This is a genomic window from Agrobacterium sp. 16-172Ci, assembly GCF_053522725.1.
Genome location: NZ_JBNWBW010000040.1, coordinates 12,617 through 31,144 on the forward strand (window position 1 = coordinate 12,617; position 18,528 = coordinate 31,144).

The 18,528-nt window shown below is 61.1% G+C and carries 21 protein-coding genes; 11 read left to right on the forward strand and 10 right to left on the reverse strand.

The annotated features are described in order from the left end of the window. Positions 1 to 766: 766 nt before the first annotated feature. Positions 767 to 1,201 (forward strand): hypothetical protein, encoded by a 435-nt coding sequence (locus ACQZ40_RS24500; protein ID WP_065654369.1) that lies wholly within the window; start codon positions 767 to 769, stop codon positions 1,199 to 1,201. Positions 1,202 to 1,352: 151 nt separating this feature from the next. Further along, a complete protein-coding gene (locus tag ACQZ40_RS24505) occupies positions 1,353 to 1,799 on the forward strand; it encodes a DoxX family protein (RefSeq protein ID WP_003519535.1) in 447 nt (148 codons plus the stop codon). A gap of 60 nt (positions 1,800 to 1,859) precedes the next feature. Here ACQZ40_RS24505 and hisG read toward each other — a convergent pair whose 3' ends face one another. The 4 genes from hisG to hisS are packed head-to-tail and all read right to left on the reverse strand — an operon-like array spanning position 1,860 to position 5,589. Next, positions 1,860 to 2,552, reverse strand: a complete 693-nt coding sequence (hisG, locus tag ACQZ40_RS24510) for an ATP phosphoribosyltransferase (protein ID WP_065654370.1) — start codon at positions 2,550 to 2,552, stop codon at positions 1,860 to 1,862. Further along, positions 2,549 to 3,676 (reverse strand): ATP phosphoribosyltransferase regulatory subunit, encoded by a 1,128-nt coding sequence (locus tag ACQZ40_RS24515; RefSeq protein ID WP_448748815.1) that lies wholly within the window; start codon positions 3,674 to 3,676, stop codon positions 2,549 to 2,551. The genes hisG and ACQZ40_RS24515 overlap by 4 nt, the downstream gene beginning before the upstream one ends. Positions 3,677 to 3,692: 16 nt before the next feature. Then, complete coding sequence (locus tag ACQZ40_RS24520) at positions 3,693 to 4,061, reverse strand: VOC family protein (protein WP_433821956.1); 369 nt, start codon at positions 4,059 to 4,061, stop codon at positions 3,693 to 3,695. Positions 4,062 to 4,065: 4 nt separating this feature from the next. After that, positions 4,066 to 5,589 (reverse strand): histidine--tRNA ligase, encoded by a 1,524-nt coding sequence (gene hisS, locus ACQZ40_RS24525; RefSeq protein WP_080855997.1) that lies wholly within the window; start codon positions 5,587 to 5,589, stop codon positions 4,066 to 4,068. Positions 5,590 to 5,745: 156 nt separating this feature from the next. On the opposite strand from hisS, the gene relB reads away from it, so the two are divergent. From relB to copM, 5 genes are read left to right on the forward strand one after another with little or no spacing between them, the layout of a single operon-like run. Then, positions 5,746 to 5,973 carry a type II toxin-antitoxin system RelB family antitoxin gene (gene relB, locus ACQZ40_RS24530; RefSeq protein WP_059760738.1) on the forward strand — a complete coding sequence of 76 codons (228 nt, stop codon included), beginning with the start codon at positions 5,746 to 5,748 and terminating at the stop codon, positions 5,971 to 5,973. Beyond that, a complete protein-coding gene (locus tag ACQZ40_RS24535; protein WP_448748816.1) occupies positions 5,957 to 6,214 on the forward strand; it encodes a type II toxin-antitoxin system RelE family toxin in 258 nt (85 codons plus the stop codon). The genes relB and ACQZ40_RS24535 overlap by 17 nt, the downstream gene beginning before the upstream one ends. 18 nt (positions 6,215 to 6,232) lie before the next feature. After that, the gene (locus ACQZ40_RS24540) at positions 6,233 to 6,997 is read left to right on the forward strand and encodes a hypothetical protein (RefSeq protein WP_448748817.1); all 765 of its coding nucleotides are present in this window, start codon (positions 6,233 to 6,235) and stop codon (positions 6,995 to 6,997) included. A 41-nt stretch (positions 6,998 to 7,038) separates the two neighbouring features. After that, positions 7,039 to 7,437: a hypothetical protein gene (locus tag ACQZ40_RS24545; RefSeq protein WP_448748818.1), complete on the forward strand. Its 399-nt coding sequence runs from the start codon at positions 7,039 to 7,041 to the stop codon at positions 7,435 to 7,437. Positions 7,438 to 7,495: 58 nt separating this feature from the next. Then, on the forward strand, positions 7,496 to 7,870 hold the full coding sequence (gene copM / locus ACQZ40_RS24550) for a CopM family metallochaperone (protein WP_448748819.1): 375 nt from the start codon (positions 7,496 to 7,498) through the stop codon (positions 7,868 to 7,870). 51 nt (positions 7,871 to 7,921) lie between these two features. Here the strand turns inward: copM and ACQZ40_RS24555 are convergent, their stop codons facing one another. Beyond that, positions 7,922 to 8,839 carry a LysR substrate-binding domain-containing protein gene (locus ACQZ40_RS24555; protein ID WP_026363679.1) on the reverse strand — a complete coding sequence of 306 codons (918 nt, stop codon included), beginning with the start codon at positions 8,837 to 8,839 and terminating at the stop codon, positions 7,922 to 7,924. Positions 8,840 to 8,920: 81 nt separating this feature from the next. On the opposite strand from ACQZ40_RS24555, the gene ACQZ40_RS24560 reads away from it, so the two are divergent. Next, positions 8,921 to 9,964 (forward strand): YeiH family protein, encoded by a 1,044-nt coding sequence (locus ACQZ40_RS24560; RefSeq protein ID WP_448748820.1) that lies wholly within the window; start codon positions 8,921 to 8,923, stop codon positions 9,962 to 9,964. 15 nt (positions 9,965 to 9,979) lie between these two features. Here the strand turns inward: ACQZ40_RS24560 and ACQZ40_RS24565 are convergent, their stop codons facing one another. Together ACQZ40_RS24565 and ACQZ40_RS24570 are read right to left on the reverse strand one after the other, a co-directional pair. After that, on the reverse strand, positions 9,980 to 10,423 hold the full coding sequence (locus ACQZ40_RS24565; protein ID WP_080855992.1) for a hypothetical protein: 444 nt from the start codon (positions 10,421 to 10,423) through the stop codon (positions 9,980 to 9,982). Then, positions 10,420 to 11,049: a DNA-3-methyladenine glycosylase I gene (locus ACQZ40_RS24570; RefSeq protein ID WP_174035670.1), complete on the reverse strand. Its 630-nt coding sequence runs from the start codon at positions 11,047 to 11,049 to the stop codon at positions 10,420 to 10,422. The genes ACQZ40_RS24565 and ACQZ40_RS24570 overlap by 4 nt, the downstream gene beginning before the upstream one ends. Positions 11,050 to 11,284: 235 nt before the next feature. Between ACQZ40_RS24570 and ACQZ40_RS24575 the strand changes: the two genes are divergently transcribed. Together ACQZ40_RS24575 and ACQZ40_RS24580 are read left to right on the forward strand one after the other, a co-directional pair. Next, a complete protein-coding gene (locus tag ACQZ40_RS24575; protein WP_127756312.1) occupies positions 11,285 to 12,061 on the forward strand; it encodes a L,D-transpeptidase in 777 nt (258 codons plus the stop codon). A 263-nt stretch (positions 12,062 to 12,324) separates the two neighbouring features. Then, the gene (locus ACQZ40_RS24580; RefSeq protein WP_080852615.1) at positions 12,325 to 12,984 is read left to right on the forward strand and encodes an outer membrane beta-barrel protein; all 660 of its coding nucleotides are present in this window, start codon (positions 12,325 to 12,327) and stop codon (positions 12,982 to 12,984) included. A gap of 225 nt (positions 12,985 to 13,209) precedes the next feature. Here the strand turns inward: ACQZ40_RS24580 and glcF are convergent, their stop codons facing one another. The 3 genes from glcF to ACQZ40_RS24595 form a co-directional block, all read right to left on the reverse strand. Then, positions 13,210 to 14,511 carry a glycolate oxidase subunit GlcF gene (gene glcF, locus ACQZ40_RS24585; protein WP_080855989.1) on the reverse strand — a complete coding sequence of 434 codons (1,302 nt, stop codon included), beginning with the start codon at positions 14,509 to 14,511 and terminating at the stop codon, positions 13,210 to 13,212. Between the two features lie 3 nt (positions 14,512 to 14,514). Further along, entirely contained in the window at positions 14,515 to 15,729 is a 1,215-nt protein-coding gene (locus ACQZ40_RS24590; RefSeq protein WP_448748821.1) for an FAD-binding protein, read from the reverse strand. Positions 15,730 to 15,973: 244 nt separating this feature from the next. Continuing rightward, the gene (locus ACQZ40_RS24595) at positions 15,974 to 17,407 is read right to left on the reverse strand and encodes an FAD-binding oxidoreductase (RefSeq protein WP_448748822.1); all 1,434 of its coding nucleotides are present in this window, start codon (positions 17,405 to 17,407) and stop codon (positions 15,974 to 15,976) included. A gap of 110 nt (positions 17,408 to 17,517) precedes the next feature. On the opposite strand from ACQZ40_RS24595, the gene ACQZ40_RS24600 reads away from it, so the two are divergent. Then, on the forward strand, positions 17,518 to 18,417 hold the full coding sequence (locus ACQZ40_RS24600) for a LysR family transcriptional regulator (protein ID WP_020812657.1): 900 nt from the start codon (positions 17,518 to 17,520) through the stop codon (positions 18,415 to 18,417). Positions 18,418 to 18,528: the final 111 nt, after the last annotated feature.

Genomic DNA, 18,528 nt, shown 5'->3' on the forward strand with positions numbered 1-18,528 from the left:
GGGCGGTCTTCGGATCGCCCTTTTTTCGTTGCCGCCCATGCCCTTTAAGTGGTCCGGCGTCGCAAGCGCGCCCGACGGGCGGCATGGACTTCTAATCAGTCCTGTCTCCGGAATACGAAAGGGCGGTCTTCGGATCGCCCTTTTTTCGTTGCCGCCCATGCCCTTTAAGTGGTCCGGCGTCGCAAGCGCGCCCGACGGGCGGCATGGACTTCTAATCAGCCCTGCCACCGGAATAAGAAAGGGCGGTCTTCGGACCGCCCTTTTTCTTTGCCGTGCCTGTGGGATTGACGGAAGGCGGCGCACCTTATCGACGCTCTCGCAAGAGATGCCTCATGAAATCAACAGGTTGCATAATTCTGAAGGCCGAAAGCGGAAGGGTTCGTGTATTGTCCCGTTTTGGAACAGGCCTGATTTTATCCGGCTATTTTTGCAACCCCATGCAATAATGGGGCACATCCAAGAGCGAATCACCGCCCCATACGGGGCCGATTTCCACTCGGATCGGCTTATAAGTGCGCTATTTAGTTGTGCTTTTTCGCATGTATCGCGATTTTGAAGAAGAAATACATAATATTTTTGATTTTCTCACTGACTGGTTGTTGTAGGCAGGGGAAAATAAACTATAAGTCAGCCCCCGTAAGGGTTCCGCGACGGGGCGGCCAGCATTGAAAGGGGTTTCGATGCCTGGCAAATACGTTCGACTGCGGGTGGCGGTAAAGGTTCAACCTGGCAGTGGCGCTTGAAGAGGCGGCGCTGGCACGTGTTCATGCGGGGGCGCGATTTGTTTGAAATATCAAGACGCAACGATGCTCTGCCTGCGGCGGTAACAGCCACGCCCGATCCCCGGACCCTGTCGCATTTCTTCATGTCGGAGGAGTGGAGCAGCGATCTTTCCAGTGGCGTCATCCGCCTCGGCGAACACGCATCGTTCATGCACGGCCTGCCGCCGGGCGAGTGCGGATTGCTCAGCCTTGTCCGCTGTTACGACCGCGCTGACCACGCCCGCGTTCTGGAACTTTTCGAGCAGGTTTCCACCGCACCTTCACGTTTCTGTTTTTCATCCGGCCTCTCCATCTTACCGGCGATGCGGCAACCGGTCATCTGCATGGGTGAATCTTCCGGCTTCGAAGACGGGCAGCAAGGGCGCATATCAGGGCTTTTCCTGTTTCCGCGCTTTGAGGATATCCGCTTCGCCGCCTGAACATGGCGGGACAGACGCCCAGCGCCGTTCACAAAATGAAGACGATTTGTCTTCTATTGTTCATCTTTATGGGCGGATGATTTTCGGTCATTGATATCTCCAGACATTGCAGTTCAACCGGCGACACGCCGATTATTTACCGGAGATATCCATGTCCAGCAGCCAGAACGTTCTCGTTCTCATCGCCCGTATTCTGCTTTCCTTCATCTTCATCACCTCGGGCTTCAGCAAGCTCGTCGATCCCGCCGGTACGGCCGGTATGATCACGGGTGCCGGCCTGCCCGCTGCAACCGCGCTTGCCTATATTGCAGGCCTGTTCGAACTCGTTGCCGGTCTTGCCATTCTCGCTGGTTTCCAGACCAAAATCGCTGCCTGGGCGCTTGCCGTCTTCTGCGTCTTCACCGGTCTGGTGTTCCACAGCGGCACCGTTGCCGTGCCCGGCTGGCCTGAGCCGGCTCTTGGCTGGATCAACACGCTGAACGGCATCATGATGGTGAAGAACATCACACTTGCCGGCGCTTATATCCTGCTTGCCGCCTTCGGCCCCGGCGCCTACTCCGTCGACGCCAAGCGCGGCGCGGCTGTGGCCCACGCATAAGCCAAATGGATCGACCAATAAAAAAGCCGCCGGATCGCTCCGGCGGCTTTTTTTACGTCGTCAGACCGCAGCCCTGATGCGCGAGGCGATCTCCTGAACCGCGGCATCGCCGTCATGTTCCGGCTTGCGGGCGCGCACGAAGCAGGCTTCCGAACGGACGATGATGCCGTCGGAGAGAATTTTCAGGTGGTTGGCCTTCAGCGTCGAGCCGGTCGAGGTGATATCGACAATGATATCCGCCTGCCCTGCGGCCGGTGCACCTTCGGTCGCGCCAAGGCTTTCAACGATGCGATAAAGCTGAATGCCGTGCTGGCGCGAAAAGAACTGCTGCGTCAGCCGCCAATATTTGGTGGCGATGGCAAGCCTGCGGCCATGACGGGCGCGGAATTCCGAAGCGACATCGCCGAGATCGGCCATGCTGTCCACATCCAGCCAGATTTCCGGCACGGCGACCACGACATCCGCATGGCCGAAACCGAGGCGGGCGCAGAACTCCACCTGCGCATCGGCATTGGTCAGCCCCTCGCGTACGAGGTCCTCTCCCGTCACGCCGAAATCCACAGTGCCGGCACCGATCTCGCGGGCGATCTCGGAAGCCGAGAGATAGGCGATCTCGATATCGTCGCGCCCTTCGATGCGGCCGCGATAGGAGCGGTCATTGCCGACAGCCGCGACTTTCAGCCCGGCGCGTTCCAGAACGGCGGAGGCGTCTTCCTTCATCCGGCCCTTGGAGGGCAATGCGATGGTAATCATGGCTTGTCGCTCCCGCGCACCGTTTCGATGCGATCCAGCCAGAGCGAAAAGCCCACGGCCGGGATTTTTTCCTGTGCGCCGAGCAGGGTCAGCAGCCGGTCGAAACGGCCGCCGCCGGCCAGCACACTGTCTCCGCCCGCTTCCACCACTTCGAAAACGAGGCCTGTATAATAATCGAGCGGACGGCCGAAGGCCGCGCCATAGGTGACGGTTTCGAGATCGACACCGGCATTGGCAAGCGCTGCGACGCGTTTGTCGAAAGCGGAAAGTGCGCCATCAAGCTTCAGTTTCGCCTTTGCGGCAAAATCCGCCAGAACCTGCGAGGCTTGCGGCAGAGGCGCCTTCAGGGCCAGGAACTGCTTGAGCAGCGCGAAGCTTTCATCCGGCAGGCGCGTGGCGGCAAGCGCCAGTTTTTCCCGCAGGCGGCGGGCGATTTCCTGCGGCGAGCGGCTGGCATTGGTGGAATAGCCGGTCTCCTGCATCACCGTATCGAGATAATCGACCAGCACTGTCTCGTCGCCCGTTGCCAGAAGGCCGGCAACCCGCGCGTCCAGCCCGGTCATGGGCTTAGGATGTACAAGGCTTTCCAGCAGCGCTTCCAGCTGCGCCATATCGCCGAATGCCTGCACCAGCCGCTTCTGCCAGCCGAGCGGCAGGCCAAGGGCGGCAACCACCGCCTCGAACACCTGCTGGTCGCCCAGCGTGACGGCAAGCGCCCGGCCCGGCAGCAGGCGCTGCAGAATGCCGGTGGCGTCAATGACGGCACGGGCGTCGGCGGCGGCAATATCGGTATCGCCGAGATCCTCGATGCCCGCCTGATAAAACTCGTTGGCACCTTCGCGGCGCTGGCGGAAGACTTCGCCGAGATAGGAATAACGCTTCGGCGTGCCGGTCGCCGTTTCGATATGGCGCAGGCAGACCGGGATGGTGAATTCCGGGCGCAGGCACAGGCTCTCACCCGTTTCGCTCTCCGTCATGAAGATACGGCGGCGCAAATCCTCGCCGGCCATATCCAGAAACGGTTCGGCGGGCTGGATGACGGGCGTGTTCACACGGCTCGTGCGGCGCGCGGCGAATTCTTCCAGTAGCTCTCCGGAAAATTCCGGCATGTCGATCAGGGGCATGGAACGGTACTTTTCGTCACGGTTCGAGCGGCTGCATCATTTCGATGCGGTTTCCGAAGGGATCATGGACATAAAAGCGGTGATACCCTTCAAGCGGCTCATCCTCAACCACATGGCAGCCTGCTGTTTCAAGTGTTTTTCGCAAGGTTGCCATATCATCGACCAGAAAGGCCGGATGGGCTTTCTTCGCCGGGCGGAAACCCTGCTCGACGCCGAGATGCAGTTTTATCGAACCCCGGCTGAACCAGCATCCGCCGCGTGCGGCCAGATTGGCAGGCTTTGCCTGCTCCGCAAAGCCGAGCAGGCCGCCATAAAAAGCGCGCGCCTCATCCTCACGGCCCGCCGGCATCGCCAGTTGAACATGGTCGAGTGCGAGGATCGCCATGGCCTTAACGCCCTTCGGCAGCGCGGCGAACGTCCTCTGCCTGATGCTCCAGAATCTCGCGGACCTTCGCCACCAGCTCGGCTTCCGGCACGCTGACCTGAGCCACACGCGCCTCGCGCCAGCTGGCATTGTCCTCGATCTCGCCGGACAGGCGCTTGCCTTCGATCAAATCCTTGATCTGCACCACACCTTCGGCGCGCTCGTCACCGCCCTGGATGATGGCGATGGGCGAGCCGAGACGGTCGGCATATTTCAGCTGGTTGCCGAATTTCTTCCAGTTGCCCTGATACATTTCAGCGCGGATGCCCTCGGCGCGCAGCGCCTGCGTGAAGCGCTGGTAACGGCCCATGCTTTCCACATCGCCATCCATGACGGTGATGAGAACGGGGGCAAGCGGCTTGACCTGACCAAGCTTGCCGAGGTTCTTCAGCGCCGTCATCAGGCGCGAAACGCCGATGGAGAAGCCCGTGGCCGGAACCGGCTGGCCCATGAAGCGCGAAACGAGGCCGTCATAACGCCCGCCGCCGCCGACGGAGCCGAACACGACCTTTTCACCCTTTTCATTGGTGACGTCGAATGTCAGTTCGGCCTCATAGACGGGGCCCGTGTAATATTCGAGGCCGCGAACGACCGAGGGGTCGATCTTGATGCGCGTCGCATCGTAACCGGCACTGGTGACCAGAGCGCCGATGATGTTCAGCTCCTCAACGCCTTCCTCGCCTTTCGAGGTGCCCGCAACCAGTTTGGCCAGATCATCGGCGCTTGCCGCATAATCCTTGATACCGACGAAAAACAGCACCTTTTCGATCTGTTCCTCGCCAAGACCAGCGCCCTTGGTGAAATCACCGGATTCATCCTTGCGGCCGGGGCCGAGCAGCAGCTTCACGCCTTCAGGACCGAACTTGTCGAGCTTGTCGATGGCGCGCAGCACGTTCAGCCGACGACCGGCATTGTCCTCACCGCCGAGACCGATGGCTTCCATGACGCCGTCCAGCACCTTGCGGTTGTTGACGCGAATGACATAGTCGCCGCGCTGAATTCCGAGCGCTTCCAGCGTATCGGCCATCATCATGCACATTTCGGCATCGGCCTGCACGCCGGCAGCGCCCACCGTATCGGCATCGAACTGCATGAACTGCCGGAAGCGGCCGGGGCCGGGCTTTTCATTGCGAAAGACATAACCGGCGCGATAGGTGCGGTAGGGCAGCTGGATTTCGTTGAAATTTTCCGCAACATGACGGGCGAGCGGCGCGGTCAGATCGTAGCGCAGGCTCATCCATTGGTCGTCATCGTCCTGCAGCGAAAACACGCCTTCGTTCGGACGGTCGCTATCGGGCAGGAATTTGCCGAGCGCATCGGTATATTCGAACAGCGGGGTTTCCACCGGATCGAAGCCGTAAAGCTCATAGACCCTGCGGATCTTTTCGATCATCTCATTGGTGGCATGAATATCGGCAACCGAGCGATCCACGAAGCCGCGCGGCAGGCGGGCTTTCAGTTTCTGAGGCTTTTTTGCTTTTTCGCTCATGGGGCCGATCCGATATTTTCCTGAAATCAAGCCGGTGTATTAGAGGATGAAGCCCGGTGCGGCAAGCCGCAAAGGCTCCGGTTTTACTGGCTCACGCAGCCAAGCGGGCTATATGGGATGCATGTATCCCAATTCGGATCGGGAAGGACGCGACCCATGAGCAAACAGACGGCCATCCGCCTGCCTGATGAGACCTATGAGCGGCTGAAGGCGCTGTCCGAGCGCACCGGCCGCACATCCGCCTATTACATCCGCGAGGCGATCGAGAAACATATCGAGGATATGGAAGATCTCCATCTCGCCGAGGAAGCGACGCGGCGCATCCAGCGTGGAGAATCGAAGGTTGTAAGCGCCGAGGAGTTCTGGCGTGATCTGGACAATTGAATATCACGCGCTTGTCCAGAAAGAGATGCGCAAGATAAATCCGGAAACGCGCCAGCGAATCCGGAGTTTTCTGCACGAACGATCGGCGGCACTGGATGATCCACGCCAGACCGGCGCCGCCCTGCAAGGCTCCGAGCTCGGAAATTTCTGGCGCTACCGGGTGGGCGATTACCGTATCATCTGCGATATACAGGATCACAAGCTCGTCGTGCTGGTGGTCGAAATCGGCCATCGCCGTTAAATCTACCGTTAGGCATTCATGATCCTCGAAGCCCTGCAATATGCCGCCACGCGCGCGGTCACGCCGAAAGAATTCCGGCCGCATATCCGCTATTCCGTCAACCTGTGGGCGCGCACCAACCGCTGCGCCAAAGCCTGGGCGGAGCATGAAAACAACAGCCGGCAATTCGTGCTGCAATCGGCCAGAAAGCTGAAGCAGCGGCGAACGGCCGTTGTGCTGGGCTCGGGCCTGCTGCGCGATGTGCCTTATGATGCGCTGGTGGCGATGTTCGATACCGTCGTGCTGGTCGATCTGGTGCATCTCGCCAGCGTGCAGGCGAAGCTGCGCCTCAATGCCAAAAAGAATGTCCGCATCGCCAACCGCGATCTTTCCGGGTTTGACGATGTTCTCGCCGGTCGGCCGGCCGAACCGCTCGATTTCCTGCGGCGGGTGCCCTATCTCGATCTCGTGGTATCGGCCAATCTCCTGTCACAGATCGGCACCGGCGCACGTCACCGGCTGGAGTGGGAAAAGATCGCAAATGCCCCGGACGATCTTTTGCCGAAGCTCATTCACACCCATCTGGAAGCGCTGGCTGGCCTGCCCTGCAAGGCCTGCCTGATAACGGACACCTCCTTCGACATCATCGGCAAGGACGGGAACCTGCACCAGCATGAAGACCTGCTGCATGGCATCGAGCTTTCTGCCCCTGCCGCCGCATGGGAATGGCCGCTTGCCCCGTTTGGCGAGGAAAGCAGGGATTACCGCATCGTGCATCACGTCATCGCGCGTGAACTGACCTGATGGCCATGCTTATTCCATAATTCCAGCGGTAAATTCATGCCATGTCCCAGGTCGTCCGCACATTAATGTTTCTTGCCTGCCTGCTATACGGCGCAATGCCAGCGCAGATGGCGATGAGCATGCCGATGGCCACGGGCATGGCAGCGTCCTCGCAGTCGCCGATCAAACATGACGATGCCCATTCGCATCGAGCCGCTGATCGGGACCAAGGGTCTCAGGCGCATGCGGAGAATGGGGCTCATGGAGCGGGCGCGGGCGGTTGCTGCCCGCATGGTGACGATGCCGCACATCCCGGTTCCTGCGCCGCCTGCCTGATCGTGGTTCCGCGAACGATCTTCGCCGATAGCGGCCGGATGATATTCGCCTATCCGAAGCCGCAGCGCGGCATCGTCTTTGACGGCAAGGCTTTCGCGCCGCCGCTACCGCCTCCCCGCGCCTGACCCCAGATTTTTTCAGACCCATCTTCGAAAAATCCGTCAGACACAGGAAGGATAATCCATGTCTATCAAGACCATCACGCTCGCCGCCGCTTTTGCGGCCTCTCTCGCCATGCCCGTTCTCGCACAGGAAGCGGGCGGCCATGCCGGACATGATATGTCAAAAGGCAGTATGAGCGACAGCGCTTCCACCAAGGCCTTCATGGAAGCCAGCAAGAAGATGCATGGCGATATGGCCATCGATTATAGCGGCGATGCCGATGTCGATTTCGTGCGCGGCATGATCCCGCACCATCAGGGCGCAATCGATATGGCCAAGGTGCAGCTAAAATACGGCAAGGACCCGGAAATCCACAAGCTGGCTGAAGAAGTCATCAAGGCGCAGGAAGGCGAGATCGCCATGATGAAGGCCTGGCTGAAGTCCAAGGGCAAGTGACGACCGCTAGTGTCAAACGGGGAGCGCCGGCTGGCGCTCCCTCCCCCAAGGTTACAACCCCGCAAGACCGGCCTTGTAGTCCTCCGAGGCCGCACGGCTGAGGCGCTCCAGCTCCATGGCCGCCCGGCTGGTATGGCGTTCCTTGTGACGCAGCAAAGCGAAGTTACGCGCAGGCAAATCGATGCCGGCACGGACCAGCAGCCCCTGCCGTAGAAACAGCGAGGCGACAGAGGCGGAAACTGCCGTGGCCGCGCCGCCGGAGCGTGCCGCCATTACCACCGCCTCATTGGACGGCAGTTCCAGCATGACGGACAGTTCAGCGGGGTCCACCCCCATCTGCCGCACCGCCGCCTCGAAGGCGGAGCGGGTGCCGGAGCCCTGTTCGCGCAGAACCCATGAGGTGCCGTAGAGCATATCGAGCGCGGTGAGATAACGGCCATCCGCGAAGGGATGGGCCGAACCGGTGACGACCAGCAGCTTGTCTGACACGACCGGCTGCACCATCAAAGCCGGCTCATCGATCCTGCCTTCGATGAAACCGACCTCCGCCAGACCGTCAAGCACGGCCTGTGTAACCGTCTTGGTATTGCCGATATCGAGCCGCACGGTCACGCCCGGATAAAGTTTCTTGAACTGCATCAGGATCGGCGGCAGCCAGTAGCTTGCAATGGTCTGGCTGGCGCAGACGGTGATTTCGCCGCGCGTCAGCCCGCCCATTTCGGAGAGAATCAATTCCGCATTGCGTACACGCGCCAATGTCGCCTTCGCTTCGCCCAGAAACACCCGGCCGCTTTCGGTCAGCTCGATGTTGCGGCCGACCCGGTGAAAAAGCTCGACATTATAAAAGGCTTCGAGATTCTTGATGGCGGAGCTGACGGCGGAGGCGGTCAAACCGATGGCTTCGGCGGCCCTTGTGAGGTGCTCGCGTTCGGCGACGGCGATGAAGATGCGGAGCTGTTCGAAGGTCATGGCTTTTCATTCGATTTTATCGAATAATATATGCCATATTATTTGATAGAATAAAACAGGCCGCTACGGCATTGTCTGGCCATGGCACAACATCGTACCCTCGCTCATCCCTTTCAGTTTTCGCTTCGCTGGCTCACCCCGCTTCTGCCGGGCATTCTCATCTGCGCGGCGGTCAGCTGCGCCGCCATTTTGGCGGAGCGTTTTCAGGTGCGGCTTGCAGGCCACGCATGGCTCGGCGATCTGGTGCTCGCCATTCTGATCGGCACGCTGCTGCGTTCGCTGGTGTCTCTGCCCGCGGTTGCCTCGGCCGGCATCAAATTCAGCGCCAAGACGCTGCTTGAAATCGCGGTGGCGCTTCTCGGCGCATCCTTGAGCCTCTCCATCCTCAAAGGTGCCGGCGGTTTGCTGATCGGCGGCATTGCGCTGATCGTGGCGCTGTCGCTGATCGTCAGCTATGCCGCCGGGCGGATGCTCGGTCTGCCGCCCAAGCTTGCGACGCTGATCGCCTGCGGCAATTCCATCTGCGGCAATTCCGCCATTGCCGCCGCCGCGCCCGCCATCGGCGCCAAGCCGGAAGATGTCGCCGCCTCGATTGCCTTCACCGCGGTTCTCGGCGTCGTCGCCGTGCTGCTGATGCCGTTTCTGCCGCAGCTTCTGGGTCTCGACGCCACCCAATATGGCATCTTTGCCGGCCTGACGGTCTATGCCGTGCCGCAGGTTCTGGCCGCTACAGCCCCGCTCGGTGCAATCGCCGTGCAGACCGGCACCATCGTCAAGCTCATCCGCGTGCTGATGCTGGGGCCTGTGATCGCCGCCCTCTCCGTCATCCATGGCCAGTCCGGCACGGAACGCCTGAGATTGCAGCAGATGGTTCCGTGGTTCATCATCGCCTTCGTGCTGATGATCATGGCCCGGTCCTTCGGCATCATTCCCGAGGCTCTGATCGGCCCTGTCGCCTCGCTTTCCAACATTCTCACCATCATGTCGATGGCGGCACTGGGCCTTTCGGTCGATATTCGCAGCCTTCGCCATGCCGGCGGCAAGGTTATCATCGCCGCCAGCCTTTCGCTCGTGCTGCTTGGTGTCTTGAGTTTCGGCCTGATCGTGCTGACCCAGGCGGCCTAGGCAAAAGGCGCGCTGTTATTTCCCGGTGCTGACCGTCAGCGTGTAATGCGCGCCGAGACCGCGGCGTGGCGAGCCCAGAATAAGCGTCGGGCGGATCAGCCACTCCGTATCCGCCTTCGGCGTCAGCGTTGCGACCTTGCCTTCGGAATCGCTGAAGAAGATCGCGTCCTCATCCGGCGTCGAAAAATCGAAGACCGCCATCAGCACGAATTCGCTGGAGGCGGCAAGCTCGATCTTCACCGTCTGCCCGGCCTTCACCTTCAGGCGATAGACATCGCCGCGCCCGCGCCGCGTCCAGCCGTCAAGCTTCAGCGGCCCGGCCGGCGGCAGCGCCACCTGCTTCAGCCTTTCGCCGTCATCGAGCCAGATACCGTCGACATTGCGGCCTTCCGCGAAGGAGGCATGCGGCACGGCGGCCACGGCCATGGTGAGAGCCAGAAAAAGGGAGGTTACCTTCATGGACGTACAAACTCCCGCCGCATGGCCTCTATCGGCTGGCGGCAATGACAGCCTTCGATATGGTCGTTGACCATACCCATGGCCTGCATGAATGCATAGACGGTCGTCGGGCCGACGAAACTCCAGCCCCGCTTCTTCAGGTCCTTCGAAAGACGGATGGAGGCGGCGCTGGTGGGGTTGGCCCTTAACGTCGCATAGTCCAGCCTTTGCGGCCTTTCTGCGGCGGCCGGTTCGAAACCCCAGAAATAACGGGCGAGCGAACCGAATTCATCGCGCAACTCCATGGCGCGGCGGGCATTGTTGATGGTCGACACGATCTTGCCGCGATGGCGGATGATGCCCTTGTCGGCAAGGCATCGCTCGATATCGGCCTCACCGAATTCCGCCACTTTTTCGAATTCGAAGTTGGCGAAGGCTAGACGGAACGCCTCGCGCTTGCGCAGAACCGTCAACCAGGAGAGGCCGGACTGGAAACCTTCCAGACAGATCTTCTCGAAAAGGCGGCGATCGTCGGTGACGGGATAACCCCATTCCTCGTCGTGGTAACGGCTGTAATCCGCAAGCCCCTGCTGCCAGAAACACCGCACAAGGCCATCCGCGCCCGTTTCAAGTCCCGCTTCATTCATTCCGCAACCACCCTTTTCCACTCCGCCCGTGACCGGTTCAGACCGCGCACTTACCACTCATTCACCACGTTTCAAAACCGGGTGCTAACCTTAAATCCAGCTTTCCCTAATCAAGCGCTTTTTAATGAACAGCCATTTACGATTCGCTGGCGTCGAGGTGCGAACGTGTCCGGCAAAGCGGGCGAACAGTTCCGCAAATCCATAGTTGCGACATCCCGCAGAGAGAGTCCACCCGATGACGATGAAGTCCGTTTTTCTGGCGCTGAGCCTCGTTTCCACCTTTGCCGCCCCGGCCGCCATGGCCAATGAGCGTTATCGCGAGCGACCGCCCGTCGTCGTCAGCCCGGATCTTTCCGCCCCCTGGGTCACTCAGCTCGGCGGTCGCGGCAATGTGCGCCCCGTGGTTTATCCGCGCGCACCTGCCGCACGCCAGCCGTTCTTCCAGCAGCGCCAGGCCGCCATGCCGCAGCGCCCCAGCTCCGGCGTCACATCGCAGCGCCCGGCACGGGTGCAGAATGCCGCCGTCCGCCCCAACGCGCCGGTGCGCACCCAGATCGCGCCGCAGTTCCTGCCGCAGATCGTCACCTACCCGACCAATGAAAAACCCGGCACCATCGTCATCGATACGCCGAACCGTTTCCTCTATCTCGTGCTCGCCGATGGCAAGGCCCGGCGGTACGGCGTTGGCGTCGGAAAGCCCGGTTTCGAATGGGCCGGCACCCACAAGGTAACCCGCAAGGCGGAATGGCCGAGCTGGACCCCGCCGAAGGAAATGATCAGCCGCGAGGCGAGGAAGGGACACTACCTGCCGGCCTTCATGGAAGGCGGCCCGGCGAACCCGATGGGCGCGCGCGCCATGTATCTCGGCTCGACGCTTTATCGCATCCACGGCACCAACCAGCCTTGGACGATCGGCAGCAACAATTCCTCCGGCTGCATCCGCATGCGCAACGAGGATGTCACGGATCTTTACGAGCGCGTCAACGTCGGAACGAAGGTCATTGTGATATGACGGCAACGGTTCAGCCTTTCCGGCCGCTTCAGGGCCGGTGTGGCGGCGTATCCGCTTGAATTGCCGCCTTGCGGCGGTACAATCCGGCTCACTTCATTGGAATGAAACTTGGCGGGGGACGCCAGGAGCCGGACCTCTCTCAGGGGGATGATGGAACGGTCTTAAAACGGGTGGTCAATCGGCCGCCCGTTTTTCGTTTCTGTCATTCAAATGTTATCAAAAAACGGTTTGGTGAATTACTGATATCAATCTGGATTCACTTCATGCCGCGCCATAGTTTATTTGTTTGCGCCCTGCTGTTCAGCGGCGTTTCCTTCTCTGCCGCAATCGCGGGCGAATTTGAAATTTCCGGTTATGGCGGCTGGCAAAGCGCGCCGCACAGCGACGTGAAGGTCTCCGACGGGCCGGATTTCCGGGCCGGATGGGAAGGCAAGTCGTTTTCCAACCCGCCCTATTGGGGCGTGCGCGGCACCTACTGGTTCGATGAGGGCCAGCTGCGGAATTTCGGTATTTCGCTCGATTTCACCCATGACAAGGTCTATGCCGACGACCAGACGCTTGCCCGTTCCGGCTGGTCGCATTTCGAATTCACCGACGGCCTGAACCTACTGACGCTGAACGCGCTCTACCGCTTTCCACTGGAATCCCTGCCCATCACCCCTTACGTTGGCGCCGGCGTCGGCATCAACGTACCGCATGTGGAAGTATATCGCCCGTCAGGCAAGACCTTCGAATATCAGTTCGGCGGCGCAACCCTGCAGGCGCAGGCCGGCCTCAGCTACCGCATCACCGACAACTGGTCGACCTTCGTGGAATATAAGGGCACCTATTCCTTCGTCGACGTCGATATCGACAATGGCGGCTCGTTGAAGACCGATATCATCACCAATGCGGTGAATTTCGGCGTGGCTTATAAGTTCTAAGAGATATGGCGCAAAGCGTGCCGCGTGGACGACGCTCTCTTTCTTCGTCATTCCGGCCATGAGCCGGAATCCAGTCAGCCCAAGTCATTGGGCTGGAAAGACTCTTCTCGTCGCGCCGACGCGCGCCGGCTGGATGCCGGGTCAAGCCCGGCATGACGGATGCCGAAAGTGCGTGCGCGAAAGCTGCCTCGGGTACTGCGCAGTCGAAAGTACCACGGGACGTTTCTAAACCAAAAGCCTCGCCGGTTTCGGCCCGCCATAGGCCCAGTCCAACAGCTCCACCGTGTGCAGGATAGGCATATCCGTGCCGGTTCCGATCTGCGTGATGCAGCCGATATTGCCGGTGGCGATGACATCCGCCCGGGTGGCCTCGATATTCTTCACCTTGCGCGCCTTGAGCCTGGCGGAAATCTCCGGCTGCAGGATGTTGTAGGTTCCCGCCGAGCCGCAGCAGAGATGCCCTTCCGCCGGATCGCGCACGGTAAAACCCGCCGCCTTCAGGAGTTGTTTCGGCGCAAGCGTGATCTTCTGGCCATGCTGCATGGAGCAAGCGGAATGATAGGCGACCGTCAGACCCTGGCTTTGCCCTTGCGGCAGATCGAGGGTGGCGAGATACTCGGTGATGTCCTTCGCCAAAGCCGAGACCCGCGCGGCTTTTTCGGCGTAAGCCGGATCGAGCCGCAGCATATGGCCGTAATCCTTGATGGTGGTGCCGCAGCCGGAAGCGGTGATGATGATGGCATCGAGACCGCCACTCTCCATCTCGCGCGTCCAGACATCGACATTGCGCCTTGCCGAGGCGAGCGCCTCTTCCTCGCGCCCCATATGATGCACCAGCGAACCGCAGCAGCCCTCCCCCTTCGGCACCACGACCTCAATGCCGAGCCGCGCAAGCAGGCGCAACGTCGCCTCGTTGATACCGGGATCGAGCACCGGCTGGGCGCAGCCGGTGAGGATCGCAACCCGTCCACGCTTCTCGCCTTCGGCCGGCCGCTCTCCCGGACGGGTTGACGCGGAGGCCGCAGGCACGGCGGCGGGGGCGAGAGCGAGCATGGATTGCAGCGGCTTCAGCGCCGGAACTTTGGCAAGCAGACCGGAGAAAGGCCGCGCCAGCCGGGCCAGATGCAGGGCCAGCCGGAAACGGGCGGGATGGGGCAGGACGGCAACCAGAAGATTGCGGATCAGCCGATCCATAAAGGGCCGCTTGTATGTCTGTTCGATATGGGCGCGGGCATGATCGACCAGATGCATGTAATCCACGCCGGAAGGACAGGTGGTGGTGCAGGCAAGGCAGGAGAGGCAGCGGTCGATATGGGTGACGACCTCGCGGTCTGCCGGGCGGCTGTTTTCCAGCATGTCCTTGATGAGGTAGATGCGGCCCCGCGGGCTGTCCAGCTCGTTGCCGAGCGTGACATAGGTGGGACAGGTGGCGGTGCAGAAACCGCAATGCACACATTTGCGCAGGATTTTTTCGGATTCCGCCACATGCGGATCGGCCAGTTGTTCGGGCGTGAAGGATGTTTGCATGGTTCAGACGGCCCTTTCCATCGTCACGGCCACCTTACCGGGATTGAAGATGCCCGCCGGATCGAGCTTCTCCCTGATACGCGCAGAAAGCAGCGCTTCCGCCGCCAGGCGCGGTTCGAAGGCAGCGACCGTGGCGCGCACCGCATCGCTTGCCCTCACCAAGGTTGCGTGGCCGCCGCCGAGCGCCCGGATCGCGCCGCGCAGCAAATCCGCCTCGGGGTCCGCCTCCATCTGCATCCAGACGAGACCGCCCTGCCAGTCATGGAAGGCATCGATGCCCGCTTCCATGCGCAGCGCCGCGACAAGCTGATGACCAACCGAAGGCGCGACCGATACTTTCCACAAGGGCTTCGCCGCCTGTCCGGCATAGGGCGCGACATCGCGCACCTGACGCCACAAAAGCCTGCTCTCCTCGCCCTCCAGCAGCGCCCACGGCCCGACCCGGTCCATGACGGAAAGGAGTTTGGCCGTGCGCGCCTCCACCGAGGCGGAGAGCCCTTCCAGCCGCAGGATAGTCGCCGGGCCGTCCGGTAATCCGCCATCGATGAAACGGGAACGAACGCTTTCCGGCAGATGCGCCGCGCCCGAAACCTCGACACTCATCGCCATCGCCGCCGCCATGATGCGCGTCGCCGCTTCATCGTCGAGACCGGAAACGACCACGGTTTTTTCCGCAGGCGGTTTCGGCAGCACGCGGAAGGTGACTTCGGTGAGGAAACCGAGTGTACCGAACGATCCGGCCAGGAACTTCGACAGATCGAGCCCGGTGACATTCTTCATCACCCGGCCCCCGGCCTTGATGACCTCACCGCTGCCGTTGACGAAACGGATGCCGAGCAGGCTGTCGCGGGCCGCACCGGCCACATAACGGCGGGGGCCGGAAACATTGGCGGCGAAGACGCCGCCGATGGTCGGTTCACCTTCGGTGCCCATGATCGGGCGGTGATCCATCGGCTCGAAGGCCATCATCTGGCGGTTTTCTGCAAGGGCGGCTTTGACGGTTGCGAGCGGGGTTCCGGCCTTGACGGTCATGACCATTTCGGCGGGCAGGTAGGAGACGATGCCGTTCATCGCGCGGGAAGAGAGTGCTTCATCTGCTGCGACAGCATTGCCGAAACCGGAGCGGGTGTTGCCGCCGATGATTTTCAGCGGGCTTTTACGCGCGGCGTGGTCGCGGATGATGTCGGCGACCTGGGTTTCTGCGTAGGGGGTCAGCATGGGGTGGCGGGCTCCGGGCATGGGATAGCGACGTTTGTGTGGGAAACACTGCGCTCGGAGCAAGAGACACCCCCCTCTGCCCTGCCGGGCATCTCCCCCTCAAGGGGGGAGATCGACAAGCGGAGGGCACCCTGCCAATGAAACGAACGAGGGCGGCATATCGATCTCCCCCCTTGAGGGGGAGATGCCCGGCAGGGCAGAGGGGGGTAAACCACACCCACCATCGTCACAAAACTCACACCCATCATCCCCTCCCCTCCAGCGGAAACACCTTGGAAGGGTTCATCAGCCAGCCCTCATCGAAAGCCGCCCGCACCGCCATCTGCTGGGCAAGATCGGCCTCACCATACTGGTGGCGCATCAGATCGCGTTTTTCGATGCCCACACCATGTTCGCCGGTCAGACAGCCACCGGCATCGACGCAGAGCTTCAATATTTCATTGCCTGCCTCTTCGGCGCGGGCCGCATCCTCCGGATCGTTGGCGTTGAACAGGATGAGCGGGTGCATATTGCCATCGCCGGCATGGAAGACATTGGCGACGCGCAGGCCGAGGCGATCGGTGATTTCACTCGTCTTTTTCAGCACATAGGAAAGCTGGGAGAGCGGCACGGTGCCATCCATGCAGATGTAATCCGCGATGCGGCCGGTTGCGCCGAAGGCGGATTTGCGGCCTTTCCAGATCGCCGCCGCCTCCATGGCCGACTGGCATTCTTTCACCGTCTTCACGCCATGTTTTCGGGCAATCGCCACGATGTCGGCCAGCATGGCGTCCATTTCCGCCTCGGAGCCTTCGACCTCGACAATCAGCAGCGCGCCGACATCCAGCGGATAGCCCGCTTTGGCGAAAGCCTCGCAAATTTCGATGGCCGGCTTGTCCATGAATTCGATGGCGACCGGGATGATGCCCGCCCCGATAATATCGGCCACGCAGGAGCCGGCCTCCTCCGACGTCTCGAAGCCGAACAGCACCGGACGCGCGCCTTCCGGTCTGGCGATCAGCCGCACCGTCGCTTCCGTCACGATACCGAGCTGGCCTTCCGAGCCGCAGACGAGGGCGAGCAGATCGTAGCCGGCAGCATCGAGATGTTTGCCGCCCAGTTCCAGCACTGTGCCATCCACCAGCACCATTTTCACGCCAAGCAGATTATTGGTGGTGACCCCGTATTTCAGGCAATGCGCGCCGCCGGAATTCATGCCGATATTGCCGCCGATGGTGCAGGCAAGCTGCGAACTGGGGTCCGGTGCATAAAAGAAACCTTCAGCACCTGCCGCATCGGAAATGGAAAGATTGGTGACGCCCGCCTGCACCCGCGCCGTGCGATTGTAAAAATCCAGTTCGAGGATCGAGGCCATCTTCGAAAGGCCGATCACCACCGCATCTTCCTGCGGAATCGCGCCGCCGGAGAGCGAGGTGCCAGCCCCGCGCGGCACGACGGGAATGCCGTAACGGTGGCAATATTTCATCACCGCCGCCACCTCTTCCGTCGTTTTCGGCAACGCCACGGCCAGCGGCAGGCGGCGATAGGAGACGAAGGCGTCGGTCTCGAAAGGCACAAGTTCGCGCGGCTCGTGCACAAGACAGTCCGCGGCCAGAATATCCTTGAGGTCCGCTATGATGCGGTCGCGGCCTGCGACGACTTTCGCGCGCGGCTCCAGAAACTTGATCGGCTGCGTCACCGCCCCTCCTCCATGCCATTTCGCCAACTGGTATTCTTTCTTTACCACTTTGAAACGGCGCAATCAAATGTTATGGATTTTTTCCTTTCTGGAAACAATTGAGGGCAACTATGACGAATCTGGGCGATCTGGAAGTCTTCGCAAGCGTTGCCGCCTCCGGCAGCATGTCGCTGGCCGCAAGGGAGCTTGGTTATTCGCCCGCCGTCATTTCCAAGCGCATCAAGCGGCTGGAAGAAAAGCTCGGCGCGCGGCTTTTCCAGCGCACCACACGGCAAATCTCGCTGACCGAAGCGGGACAGGGCTTTTACGAGCGGGTGCTTGCCGTGCTGGAAGGGCTGGAGGAGGCCGAGGATTTCGTGTCCGGCCGCGCCAATACGGTCAACGGCACGCTGAAGGTTTCCGCGCCGACCTCCTTCGGCCGCATGCATATCGCGCCGCATCTGAAGGGTTTCATGGAGCGGCATCCTGATCTTTCGGTCAATCTGGTGCTGAGCGACGAATTCATCGACATCATCGAGGGTGGTTACGATCTGGCCATCCGTATCGCCGATCTGAATTCCTCCAGCCTCGTGGCCCGCAGGCTGGCGCCAGTGCGCCGCGTGCTTTGCGCTTCGGCGGAATACGTTGCTGCCCATGGTATGCCGGCGACAATCGAGGATCTGAAAAAACACCGCTGCCTGCCGGCCCATAATAACGATGTCTGGCGGCTGGAAGGACCGGGCGGCGCGATGAGCATTCGCCCGGAAGGGATGCTTATCACCAATTCCAGCGAGGTGATCCGCGAGGCGGTGATATCGGGGCTCGGCATTGCGCTGCGCTCCACCTGGGATATCGGCCATGAATTGCGCAGCGGCAAGCTGGTGCAGGTTCTGCCGGGTTATGAGGGATCGCGAAACGTCACGCTCTCGGCGGTTTATCCGAGCCGGCAGTTCCTGCCTGCGAAGGTTCGGCTGTTCATCGATTATCTGGCCGGGCTTTATGGGCCTTCACCCTATTGGGAGCAGGGCTGAAACGGGTCCACTCCCTTGTAACTTGATTTCGCCGCGCTGTGCTATTGTCGCTTGTGCGGTGGCGGATGGAAGACCGATCCCCCCTGGGGACATTGATCCCGTGGATGAGCC